Source organism: Planococcus versutus, from assembly GCF_001186155.3.
GTDB lineage: Bacteria > Bacillota > Bacilli > Bacillales_A > Planococcaceae > Planococcus > Planococcus versutus.
The window spans coordinates 2792660-2805217 of the sequence record NZ_CP016540.2 but is presented as its reverse complement, the minus strand read 5'-3'; the positions used below and the strand labels follow the sequence as shown (position 1 = coordinate 2805217).

At 40.0% G+C, this 12558-nt stretch carries 14 protein-coding genes; all 14 read left to right on the top strand.

The annotated features are described in order from the left end of the window. Positions 1-6: 6 nt before the first annotated feature. On the top strand, positions 7-456 hold the full coding sequence (locus I858_RS14095; protein WP_049693066.1) for an Lrp/AsnC family transcriptional regulator: 450 nt from the start codon (positions 7-9) through the stop codon (positions 454-456). A gap of 267 nt (positions 457-723) precedes the next feature. Further along, the gene (gene nikB / locus I858_RS14090; RefSeq protein WP_049693065.1) at positions 724-1665 is read left to right on the top strand and encodes a nickel ABC transporter permease; all 942 of its coding nucleotides are present in this window, start codon (positions 724-726) and stop codon (positions 1663-1665) included. A gap of 15 nt (positions 1666-1680) precedes the next feature. Further along, positions 1681-2568, top strand: coding sequence for an ABC transporter permease (locus tag I858_RS14085; protein ID WP_049693064.1), 888 nt, complete (start codon positions 1681-1683; stop codon positions 2566-2568). A 20-nt stretch (positions 2569-2588) separates the two neighbouring features. Next, positions 2589-4142, top strand: a complete 1554-nt coding sequence (locus tag I858_RS14080; protein ID WP_049693063.1) for a glutathione ABC transporter substrate-binding protein — start codon at positions 2589-2591, stop codon at positions 4140-4142. 7 nt (positions 4143-4149) lie between these two features. Next, positions 4150-5166 carry an ABC transporter ATP-binding protein gene (locus I858_RS14075; RefSeq protein ID WP_049693062.1) on the top strand — a complete coding sequence of 339 codons (1017 nt, stop codon included), beginning with the start codon at positions 4150-4152 and terminating at the stop codon, positions 5164-5166. Then, positions 5129-6127 carry an ABC transporter ATP-binding protein gene (locus I858_RS14070; protein WP_049693061.1) on the top strand — a complete coding sequence of 333 codons (999 nt, stop codon included), beginning with the start codon at positions 5129-5131 and terminating at the stop codon, positions 6125-6127. Before I858_RS14075 ends, I858_RS14070 begins: the two co-directional genes overlap by 38 nt. 62 nt (positions 6128-6189) lie before the next feature. Next, complete coding sequence (locus I858_RS14065; RefSeq protein ID WP_049693060.1) at positions 6190-7794, top strand: gamma-glutamyltransferase family protein; 1605 nt, start codon at positions 6190-6192, stop codon at positions 7792-7794. Positions 7795-7805: 11 nt separating this feature from the next. Then, complete coding sequence (locus tag I858_RS14060) at positions 7806-8387, top strand: chromate transporter (protein WP_049693176.1); 582 nt, start codon at positions 7806-7808, stop codon at positions 8385-8387. Further along, the gene (locus tag I858_RS14055) at positions 8384-8917 is read left to right on the top strand and encodes a chromate transporter (RefSeq protein WP_049693059.1); all 534 of its coding nucleotides are present in this window, start codon (positions 8384-8386) and stop codon (positions 8915-8917) included. The genes I858_RS14060 and I858_RS14055 overlap by 4 nt, the downstream gene beginning before the upstream one ends. 148 nt (positions 8918-9065) lie before the next feature. Then, positions 9066-9548: an RrF2 family transcriptional regulator gene (locus I858_RS14050; RefSeq protein ID WP_049693058.1), complete on the top strand. Its 483-nt coding sequence runs from the start codon at positions 9066-9068 to the stop codon at positions 9546-9548. 18 nt (positions 9549-9566) lie between these two features. Further along, a complete protein-coding gene (locus I858_RS14045) occupies positions 9567-9785 on the top strand; it encodes a DUF896 domain-containing protein (protein WP_049693057.1) in 219 nt (72 codons plus the stop codon). Between the two features lie 35 nt (positions 9786-9820). After that, positions 9821-10699 carry an Hsp33 family molecular chaperone HslO gene (gene hslO, locus I858_RS14040; protein WP_049693056.1) on the top strand — a complete coding sequence of 293 codons (879 nt, stop codon included), beginning with the start codon at positions 9821-9823 and terminating at the stop codon, positions 10697-10699. A 158-nt stretch (positions 10700-10857) separates the two neighbouring features. Continuing rightward, positions 10858-11460: an alpha/beta hydrolase gene (locus I858_RS14035; RefSeq protein WP_049693055.1), complete on the top strand. Its 603-nt coding sequence runs from the start codon at positions 10858-10860 to the stop codon at positions 11458-11460. Between the two features lie 119 nt (positions 11461-11579). Continuing rightward, positions 11580-12545, top strand: a complete 966-nt coding sequence (locus I858_RS14030; protein WP_049693054.1) for a glutaminase — start codon at positions 11580-11582, stop codon at positions 12543-12545. Positions 12546-12558 lie beyond the last annotated feature (13 nt).

Here is a 12558-nt window from a genome sequence, read left to right as displayed (position 1 = left end):
GTATGTATGAAACTAGATGAAATTGATCGAAAAATACTGGCATTATTAACAGGAAATGGCCGCATGTCCTATGTCGACATCGGCAAAGAACTTTGTTTGTCACGTGTGGCCATTCGAGAACGAGTGCATCAACTCACTGAAGCGGGTGTGATTGAAAGTTTTACGGTCGTCATCAATAGTGAAAAAGTGGGCAAAAAAGTGTCAGGCTTTTTCGAGGTAGATTGTGAGCCTGCTTCACTCGTAAAAGTAGCGCAAGCTTTGGCGGACAATCCAAGTGTTGCGAGTTGTTACCAAATGACGGGACCATCAACTCTTCATATGCATGTGTTGGTCGATGATTTTATCGACCTTGAAAAATTTATCAACGAAGAGATGTATGCGTTAGAAGGGATTACAAGAGTAGAGAGCCACATTTTACTTCGACGCTTCAAGAGTCGAACCGGAATGAAATTATAAAAGTCTGCAGCTAAAAAGCTGCAGACTTTTATTTTTGTGTAAAAAATCTAACCAATAATTAACTATTGATAGGATGTATTATACATAAAGTTAGTAAAATAGCGAAAAAAAGATCTTTGTGAAAGATAAATAATAAAAAATTCATACTTTTGTAAAAACAGTGTAGCTTTTTTCTAATCAGTGCTTTATAATCAAAATTATCAAAATAATTAACATTTGGAAAGCGAATTTTAATAATTGCTTAACAAATGATCTGGGGGTGTATTGTTGGTTTCTTTAATCGTACGTCGAGCTTTGCAATTACTATTTTTGTTGCTAGGTATTTCTTTCCTTGTGTTTTCTTCGATGTATATAGCACCAGGAGATCCAGCTGCTGTTATCGGAGGGCCTACAGCAACCGAATCAGACATTACTGCAATTCGAGACAACTTGGGTTTGAATGATCCTTTTCTTACTCAATATGTGAGATACGTAGGGAATGCAGTCCAAGGGGACTTCGGATATTCTTATCAAACTAGTCAACCGGTTGCAGATGCTATCATGATTCGATTTCCTAATACGTTGAAATTAGCAATTGCCAGCATGATCGTAGCAGTAATTATCGGAGTTGTTGCTGGACTAGTTTCTGCATTAAAACAAAATTCGCTTTTGGATGTTTCGGCAACTACTCTTGCTCTCGCAGGAATTTCCATTCCTAACTTTTGGCTTGGCGCTTTATTGATTTTAGTATTTTCCGTAAATCTTCAATGGCTACCTGTTGGTGGAATGTCCAATCCCTTTTATACTATTGACGGCATTAAAGAATTGATTTTGCCAGCAATTACCCTAGGAACGGGCTCTGCTGCTATGATTGCACGGATGACTCGTTCATCGATGCTAGAAGTAATTCGTGCTGATTATGTGCGGACTGCCAGAGCAAAAGGGGTTAAGGAAAAAAATGTAATTTGGATTCATACGTTGAAAAATGCCATGATTCCAATTATTACTGTTATTGGATTGAACTTCGGACTTTTGCTTGGAGGTACGATTATTACTGAGAAAGTATTTGCGATTAATGGCGTTGGACGCTTGATGATTGATGCTATTGCAGCTCGGGACTTCCCGATGGTACAAGGTTCCGTCTTACTTGTCGCCACGTTATTCGTACTAGTCAATTTAATCGTGGACATCGTTTACACGTACATTGATCCACGCATCAAGTATGAATAGAGAGGAGAAGGAGCTATGACAACAGCTGAAACGCTCAAGCTAAAACCGAAAAAAAGAGAAAAGTACTATATAACAACACTCAAGCGTTTGTTCAAAAACAAACTAGCTGTTATTGGTTTAATAATTGTTATTCTTCAAATTTTAATCGCGATATTTGCACCATATATTACGATTCACGATCCCATTAAACAAAACTTAGCCAATAGCGAAATGCCAGTTTTCAGCGAAGGTCATTGGTTGGGAACAGACAATTATGGACGAGATGTCTGGAGCCGAATTGTATACGGCGCAAGAATTTCACTTGTTGTGGGAAGTGTGGCTGTAACTTTAGGTCTCGTAGGAGGAATTATTTTAGGAATGTTAGCGGGCTATTATCGGAAAATGGATGCTGTCATCATGCGTTTTGTTGACTTGCTGTTTTCGTTTCCGGGAATTTTGTTAGCGATGCTGATTATTGCAATTCTTGGCACAAGCTTAGTCAACGTGGCAATTGCAATCAGTATTTGGTCGATTCCAACGTGCGCCAGAATTGTACGTGGGTCGGTGTTATCAATAAAAGAAAAAGAATACATCATGGCCATGCGATCGATGGGGGCATCTGATTTACGCATCATGGTTCGGCACATTTTGCCGAATGCCTCTGCACCCATTATCGTTTTCGCAACAATGCGAATGGCGACAGCAATCTTATCGACAGCAGCGCTCAGTTATTTAGGTCTCGGCGCTCAGCCACCCACACCAGAATGGGGAGCAATGATTTCACAAGGACAGGACTTTATGTGGTCATCACCGCATTTGACCATTGTTCCGGGAATTGCAATTATGTTAACTGTGTTTGCTTTTAATGTATTAGGCGATGGCCTTCGGGATGCGCTTGATCCAAATATGGATTTACAACAATAAAACATATAGGGGGATTTTTAATGAATAAAAAATGGTTGTTTTTATTGGCATTGATTGGCTTGCTCATCCTAGGAGCGTGTTCGGAAAGTACAATTCCTGAAGGTACAGAAAGTGGAAAGACCTCAAGTTCTTCTGAATCGGAAGGACAAGAAGTTATTTATGCCTCTACTACAGACGCAGTGGGATTATCTCCAATCATGACAAATGACTCAGTGTCTTCAAGTGTCATGTCTCAGATTTATGAAAATTTGTTTGAGCGCAATCCAGAAACAATGGAACTTGAACCGAAATTAGCAGAATCCTATGAAAACCCTGATGAACTGACTTGGGTCATTAAATTAAAAGAAGGAATTGAGTTTCAAGATGGCACGCCATTCAATGCAGAAGCAGTAAAATACACATTTGACAAATTAGTGGATCCGGCTACTGCAGCGCCTCGTGCATCTCTACTAGAGCCAATTGATACAGTTACAGCAGTTGATGAAACAACAGTAGAAATCAAAACAAAATATCCATATGGACCGTTATTGGCAGCTTTGTCACACTCCAATGCGGCAATCATTTCTCCAACAGCTGACCAAGTACAAGATTTGATGCAAAATCCTGTAGGAACTGGACCATTTAAGTTCGAGAGCTGGAATCAAGGCGACCAAGTCGTTTTGGAGAAAAACGAAGCTTATTGGGATGGTGCTCCAACACTAGACAAAGTGACATACAAAGTTGTTCCTGAAATTTCAACAGCGATTTCGATGTTGCAAACAGGCGAAGTAAACTTTATTGATGCCTTGCCTTCAGAACAATTGTCTCGCGTTGAATCAATTGACAACGTTGAAGTAACGAAAAAAGAAGGAACACCGGTTTATTACTTGACGTTCAATCATTCGCAAGAACGTAGCGAGAATCCAGATTTCCGAAAAGCAGTAGCAAGTGCAATTGACCGTGATGCTTTTGTTGAAAAACTAAATGGATTAGGTGTAAGAAGCGATAGTGTTCTTGGACCACAAGTTTTTGGTTATGACAAATCAGCAGACGAAGGTGGAACTGCATATGATCCAGAAGCAGCTAAAAAATTAGTAGAAGAAAATGGATTTGGCGACGAGCCAATCAAATTACTTGCTGCTAACCGTGATAATTTTGTCCTAATGGCTGAAATTGTTCAATCTCAACTGACAGAAGCTGGTTTCAATGTAGAAATTGAAACAATGGAGTGGGCTACATTCTTAGATACGGCAAGATCAGGTGATTACGATTTGACATTCTTGAGTTGGTCGAATGTTACAAGTGACGGTTCTGAAATGTTTTACCCTAACTTCCATTCGGACAATGTCGGTGCTTCAAACCGAGCGCAATACAGTAATCCAGAATTTGATAAACTTGTTGAAGCATCGCGCACAACAGTGGACCAAGAAGAACGTAAAAAATATTTAGAAGAAGCAAATCAGTTGATGTTAGATGAAGATGCAGTCGTTGTCATGTACCATGGTGTTGTGACGGCAGCTACAGATCAATCGATTAAAGGACTTCAGTTAGATCCGAACGGCCAATGGTTCTTACAAAACGTAACTAGAGAGTAGGGAAAGTATGGCGGAGACATTACTTGAAGTGAAGAATTTAGTAACATCTTTTCGTACAGCGGAAGGTTCATTACAAGCGGTCAGAGATGTCTCCTTTCATGTGAACAAAGGAGAAACTTTATGCATCGTTGGAGAATCAGGTTGCGGAAAAAGTATTACATCTTTATCCGTAATGAGGCTTCTGCCTTCTAATGGGTCTATTGAAAGCGGAGAAATCTTATTAAATGGAGAGTCTCTTCAAAAAAATTCAGATGAGCAGATGCGCCGTATTCGAGGTAATAAGATGTCGATGATTTTTCAAGAACCCATGACTGCTTTGAATCCGGTACTGACCATCGGCTATCAATTGCGGGAACCATTGCTTTTGCACCATAAGTTATCAAAGAAAGAAGCGAGTAAACAAAGTATCGAATTGCTCAGACAAGTAGGAATTCCCAGTCCGGATAAACGTTTAAACCAATATCCACATGAACTAAGTGGAGGGATGAGGCAACGTGTTATGATCGCTATGGCACTTGCTTGCCATCCTAGCTTGTTAATAGCAGACGAACCTACAACTGCTCTAGATGTGACCATTCAAGCTCAGATTTTGGATTTGATGAAAGACTTGAAAGATAAATTGAATATGGGCGTATTGTTGATTACTCACGATATGGGCGTTGTAGCAGAAGTGGCAGATCGTGTAATGGTTATGTACGCAGGCAAGAAAATCGAAGAAGGCCCTGTACGTGAAATTTTCGAGAATCCTCAACATCCTTATACAATTGGCTTGTTAAACTCTGTGCCTAATGTAGACGATCCAGAATTCGAGTTAGAACCGATTCCTGGCAATATGCCAGGTTTAAACGAAAAAATAACAGGTTGTCGTTTTCATCCGCGTTGCAAGTTCGCTATGGATAAGTGCAAAATAGACGAGCCTCCGGAATTCAATGCAGGAAAAGGGCATTATGCGAGCTGCTGGCTGATCGACAAGGAGGCTGAAACGGTTGACCACAATCAAAGAAAAATCACCCTTAAAGTCTGATATTCTATTAGAGTTAACTAGTGTAAAAAAATATTTCCCAATTAAAGGCGGTCTGTTAAAACGAGTTACTGGCAATGTTAAAGCGGTAGAATCTGTTTCTCTAAAGCTTTATAAAGGCGAAAGTCTTGGAGTGGTAGGAGAATCCGGTTGTGGCAAATCTACTCTTGGTAGAACCATTTTAGGGCTTGAAGAGTTAACAGATGGAAAAATTTATTTTAATGATCAGGAAATTCAAGATTTAAAGCGAAGAGAAAAAAAGAAATTTGTTAAAGAAATGCAGATGATTTTCCAAGATCCGTATGCATCTTTAAACCCCAGACAACGAGTCGGACATGCGTTAGATGAAGTTTTTAAAATGCATACAGATATGTCAACGCAAGAAAGAAGAGATTCAGTAGAGGACTTACTAAAAGAAGTCGGACTAAAACCCGAGCATTACGACCGGTATCCACACGAATTTAGTGGTGGCCAACGACAACGAATTGGCATTGCTCGAGCAATCGCGTTGAATCCACAATTTATTATTTGTGATGAAGCTGTTTCAGCACTGGATGTTTCCGTTCAAGCGCAAATTTTAAAACTACTAAAAACATTACAAGAAAAATACGACCTTTCTTATTTATTTATCTCACACGATCTAGGTGTGGTACGTTATTTCTGTGATCGTGTACTGGTTATGTATTTAGGGAATACAGTAGAGATGAGCACGGTTTCAGCTATTTTCAATAAACCGCTTCATCCCTACACGCAAGCGTTACTATCTGCTATTCCAAGACCCACAGTAAATGCCAAGAAAGAACGTGTTCGATTGGTTGGAGATATGCCCAATCCAGCAAATCCACCTTCCGGATGTGCTTTTCATACACGGTGTCCAATTGCACAAGAGATTTGCAAAGTCGAAAAGCCTGCTTTTATCGAACATGAAAAAGATCATTTTGCAGCTTGCCATTTTGCGGGATAACCAAAAAGCCGAATGCGGAAGCTTTCCCGCATTCGGCTTTTATACTGATAGGAGGAATTTTAATGGATTATTTACACAACCCATTTATGTCACAAAGACAAACCGTTTTTTCAAAAAAAGGAATGGTGGCCACTTCACAACCACTAGCAGCACAAGCGGGTATTGAAGTTATGCAAAAGGGTGGGAATGCCATTGATGCAGCCATTGCCACTGCTGCTGCATTAACTGTTGTGGAGCCCACTTCAAATGGAATCGGTGGAGATGCGTTTGCTTTAGTTTGGGTAAAAGACAAACTACATGGCTTGAACAGTTCAGGTCCTGCACCGAAAAGTATTTCTCCTGAAGCCGTAAAAGCACTTGGATTTGAAAAAATGCCAACGCATGGCTTAGTACCTGTAACAGTACCGGGAGTGCCTGCTGCTTGGGCTGAACTTTCAAAGAAGTTTGGGAAGTTGTCACTTGCAGAAGCTTTGCAACCAGCGATTCGTTATGCAGAAGAAGGCTATCCACTAACGCCTATTCTCGGAAAGTATTGGCAAGCGGCCTATGCTAAATACAAAGAATCGTTTACTAGTGAAGAGTATCAAGGTTGGTTTGATACATTTGCACCAAATGGCCGTGCGCCAGAAATTGGGGAATTGTGGTCATCTCCGGGTCATGCTAAAACATTGATCGATATTGGACAAACTAATGCCCGCTCTTTTTATGAAGGCGAAATTGCAGATAAAATTGATCACTTCATGAAAGAACATCAAGGGTTTTTAACAAAAGAAGATTTAAAAGCATTCGAGCCTGAGTGGGTAGATCCGGTATCCACAGACTATAAAGGATATGAAGTATGGGAAATTCCGCCAAATGGACAAGGCATGGTTGCATTAATGGCGCTAAACATTTTTAAAAATCTGGAACAGCCTAAATGGCAAACTGCAGAAACGTATCATGAGCAAATTGAAGCCATGAAACTAGCATTTACAGATGGTAAAGCATTTATTACAGAACCAGAAAGCATGCCTGTCAGTACTGAATATCTTCTATCAGAAGAATATGCAGCAGCTCGCGCTAAAAAAATTGGAGACAACGCGTCTGACCCCGAGCCTTATGAATTGCCTAAAGGTGGGACTGTTTACTTGTCAGCAGCAGATGAAGAAGGCAATATGATTTCTTATATTCAAAGTAATTACATGGGTTTTGGCTCTGGAATTGTCATCCCAGGAACAGGGATTGGTTTGCAAAATCGAGGAGCAGACTTTTCGTTAGATCCTGAGCATCCGAATGTATTGGTTGGAGGTAAACGGACATTCCATACGATTATTCCAGGGTTTTTGACGAAAGGTGGCAAAGCTGTTGGACCATTTGGTGTTATGGGTGGATATATGCAACCACAAGGTCATTTCCAAGTAGTCACGAATACTATTGACTATTTAATGAATCCACAAGCAGCACTTGATGCTCCAAGGTGGCAATGGATTGAAGGGAAAACTGTTCTGGTGGAACCTGACTTTCCAAACTACTTAGTGCAAGCGTTAAGTCGAAAAGGTCATCAAATTCAAGTAGCAACAGATGGCGGCAGTTTTGGGAGAGGCCAAATCATTTGGCGCAATCCTGATACAGGTGTATTATCAGGCGGCACTGAAGCGCGTACAGACGGTTCGGTGGCTGTTTGGTAGGCGTCGAGAAAGTGGAGAAAGAGCAAGTAAAGAGTTCCAAACTGAAAACCAATAAAGATCTTTTTTTAGCATTTTTTCGTGTAGGTCTTCTTGGGTTCGGTGGTGGACCTGCTGCCATTCCACTTTTTCACCGTGAAGCTGTTGTTAACTATAAATGGATGACTGAAGATGAATTTGGCGACACATTAGCACTGGGAAATACGATGCCCGGACCCATTGCGACGAAAATGGCTGGTTATATCGGTTACCGCGTAAATGGTGTGATTGGATGTCTTGTGGCATTGATGGCCACAGTTGTTCCAACTGTTGGATTAATGATTATTCTCTTGGGTATTTTACAAAAGTATAAAAACCTTGAATGGGTTAACAGCATGTCAGCTGCAGTAGTGCCGGTTGTTGGGGTAATGCTCGCTATTATGACTTGGGACTTTTTTCAGAAATCAGGCAAGTCGTTAGGCATGGGACGTGCTATTTTGTTTACAACACTTGCTGTTATCTTATTAGAATTTTTAAACATCCATCCAGCAATCGTCATATTCGGAATTTTAATTGTTTCTTTAACCTCCTTTAAAAAAGGAGGAGACTCAAAATGATCTACTGGTATCTCTTTTTAGCATTTTTCATTCCAGGTATATTAGGGTACGGTGGCGGACCTGCTTCTATTCCACTTGTTGAAAAAGAAGTGGTCGACCGTTACGAGTGGATGACAACGCAGGAATTTGGAGAGGTTCTCGCTTTAGGTAATGCGTTGCCTGGGCCAATCGCCACAAAAATGGCAGGCTACATTGGCTATGCGGAAGGTGGAATTGGAGGAGCGATTGTTGCATTATTTGCTTCTGTTGCACCGTCTCTAATCTTGATGGTAATTTTAATGGTTACTCTTTTAAAGTATAAAGATTCACCAAAAGTTAAGAATATCACCAAGTTAGTGCGTCCAGTTATTGCTGTATTACTAGGTGCGATGACGCTTCAATTTTTTATGACATCTATTGAAAGTTCCGGGACTATACAAACGATCGTGTTAATTATCGTTAGTTATTGGCTACTTGAAATTAGAAAAGTCCATCCTGCATTTGTGATTTTAATGGCACTTGTTTACGGTGCAGTGTCGGGAATCGTCTAAATCAATAAACTAGAAAAAGCTATCCAACTCCGGATAGCTTTTTCTAGTTTACAAAACATGTAAGCAAAGCTGTTTACTTTTAATTCGAGATGTTGTATTATAGATATTAAGGATATTTATTATCCTTAATTGAAAGAGGGTGATTTAGGTGCATATGAAACCAGGTGTAGAACAATCGGTATATGCAGTGTTGTTATTGAATTTGCTTCCGGACAAAGCCGTTCTTCCGGGTGAAGCAATTAGTCAACAGCTAGGAACTTCTCCAACATATTTTCAAAAATTATTAAGAAAACTGGTCAGTGCAGGCTTGATCACATCTGTACCAGGAGTTAAAGGCGGATTTAAACTTAACAAAAAACCAGAAGATATTAATGTGTTTGATATATATGTTGCCATCGAAGGTCAACAATCGCTTTATTCACCGAGTGGCGTATTGGGTGATTTATTGGAGCTTGAAGAACCTGAAAGCTGCTGCTTATTGACAGAGTTAATGGTAGAAGCTGAACATGCATGGCGTTCTCATATGCAACGAGAAACCATCGAATCTCTTTCGAAAAAAATGAAAGAGCAAAGGTTTCAAAAGAAAACGACAGAATTAGCTGAATGGCTAGAACAAAAACTAGTTACGTAACAGAAAAGAGGAATAAGAATGATTGATATTTTACCGCGCATTAACCAATTATCTCAAAAAGCACGTCAAGAAGGCTTGAGCAATGCTGAAAAAGTAGAACGTCAAGTCTTGCGCGAAGATTATTTGCGCGCAATTCGTGGCCAAGTCGAGTCGACTGTTACGAGCATGAAAGTCATAGATCCTCTAGGGGACGACGTTACACCTGATAAAGTAAAACTAAAAAAACAAACAATCTAACCGTAGGAAGCTCGCATACAGAAAGGAAGAACAATATGAACGATTATTTAGTTCGAGCTTTAGCCTACGATGGACAAGTGCGTGCTTACGCAGCACGTACAACAGAAACAGTTGCGGAAGCACAGAGACGTCACTATACATGGCCCACCGCGTCTGCGGCATTGGGTCGTTCGATGACAGCAAGCGTTATGTTAGGTGCCATGATGAAGGGCGAAGAAAAGTTAACCATCCGCATTAATGGAGGTGGCCCCATCGGCACTATCTTGGTAGATGCGAATGCTAAAGGCGAAGTGAGAGGATATGTAAGCAATCCGTTAACTCACTTTGATTTAAATGAACAAGGCAAGTTAGATGTTCGAAGAGCAGTAGGCACGGAAGGAACATTGTCGATTTCCAAAGATATTGGCTTGCTTCAGCCGTTCGTAGGACAAGTTCCAATCGTATCAGGTGAATTGGGTGAAGATTTTACGCATTATATTACAACTTCTGAACAAATTCCGTCGTCTGTAGGTGTGGGGGTCATCGTCAACCCAGATAATACGATTTTGGCTTCGGGTGGATTTATTATTCAATTATTGCCGGGTACAGAAGAAAGCATCATTGAACACATTGAAGCTCGTTTAAAAGTTATTCCGACAATTTCCCATATGGTGCGTAAAGGCTTGACACCAGAAGACATTTTAACTGAAGTCTTGGGCGTTGGAAACGTCAACGTATTAGATAAGATGCCAGTAAAATTTCAATGTCAATGTTCAAGAGATCGTATTTCAAAGGCAATTCAAGGTCTCGGCATGATAGAGATTAAAGACATGATTGAAACGGATGGTAAAGCAGAAGCACAATGCCATTTCTGTAATGAAAATTACTTGTTTTCGAAAGAAAATTTAGAAGATATGTTAACTCTACAAGTATAATTTTTCATAAAGGTTCACAGCATGTAATGCTGTGAACCTTTATTATTGGAAGAATAAAAAATGTGTGTTAACGTTATCTTGAATTCAAGATATTTTACTCTTTAGTAAAAACAAAATTAGAAAAGAAAAAGCTAAACTATACTGGAGGTTGTTTATCAATGAAACATATTTTCCAACAAGGAACCAATCCTGCTAAACCGACACTCCTCATGCTTCACGGGACAGAAGGAGATGAAAATTCTTTGCTAGCAATTGCTTCTCACATCGATCCTGAGGCCTCTGTATTAAGTGTGCGTGGAAATGTATCAGAAAATGGCATGCCGCGTTTTTTCAAACGTTTAGCTGAAGGTGTTTTTGACATGGAAGACTTGAAAATCCGTACAGAAGAACTGTACGAATTTATTGCACAAGCTGCAAAAGAGCATAATTTTAACCGTGAAAATGTGATTGCCATTGGTTATTCGAATGGTGCCAACATTGCTGCTAATTTATTGTTCACACATGAAGATTCCTTTAAAGGAGCAATACTCCATCATCCAATGGTTCCAAACCGAGAAACAGCTTTACCGGATTTAACAACTATTCCGGTATTCATTGGAGCGGGTACGAATGATCCAATTTGTTCTGCGGAAGAAACGACAGAACTTGAGAAGTTATTAACAAATGCTGGTGCAAAAGTAGAGGTACACTGGGAAGAGTTTGGTCATCAATTAACGATGCCAGAAGTTGAAGCTGCAAAAATATGGTATGACAAGCTATAGAAAAAATTTCTACGTACTTAGAAACGGGTTGCTAGGTGTAGCCTGGTAGTAAATAAGCTTTTGACAAAGCGAGCAGGTTTCAGTCATGATAAGAGAAAAGATAGAAAAGGAGGGATTGCGTGCAAAATAATCCACATATTCAAGAGCAATTAGAAGCTTGGGTAGAAGACAATAAAGGGCATGCCATTTTAGGAACGACTGCTCAATACATACCTGCATTAGGAAAAGAAGATCCAAGCCAGCTTGGCATCTGTATGGTAGATGATAATGGAAACTATTACTGCGCAGGCGATACAGATAAAGAATTTACTTTGCAAAGTATCTCAAAGGCATTAACGTTTATCGCGTTAAGCTGTAATTATGGGTTGGAGTTTGTACTAGAACGTGTTGATGTTGAACCAACGGGAGAAGCATTTAACTCCATTATTCCATTTGAAATTCATCGACCTAATAAACCATTCAACCCTTTTATTAATGCCGGGGCTATTACGATTTCAGCTTTGCTACCCGGACAGACCAGTCAGAAAAAGTATGAATTTCTACTGCATTTCTTAGAGGAGTTGGTAGGCCATCCACTTGAGCTTGATAAAGAAGTATACGATTCTGAATGGGCGACTTCGCATCGCAACCGAGCACTTGCTTATTATTTGAAAGAAGCAAAATTTCTAGATATCGAAGTAGAAGAAGCACTTGATATTTATATTCGTCAATGTGCCATTAAAGTAAGCACGAAAGATTTAGCGTTGATCGGATTGATCATTGCCTATGACGGCTACAACCCAATCACTAAAGTTAAGCACTTTTCGGATGAAATTGCGCAAGTTGCAAAAGTCTTAATGGTCACTTGTGGCATGTACAATTCTTCTGGCAATTTTGCAGCGCATGTTGGAATTCCGGCTAAAAGTGGTGTGTCCGGTGGAATTATGGCAGCAGTACCTCCGAAACTACACTCACAAACGTACGAATTCCGAGCAGGAGCAGGTATCGGTGTATATGGTCCAGCTATTGATGTGCAAGGTAATAGTGCGGCAGGAACGATGATGTTGCGACAAATTTCGAAAGAATGGGATTTAAGTATCTTTTAATACGATTTCCGAA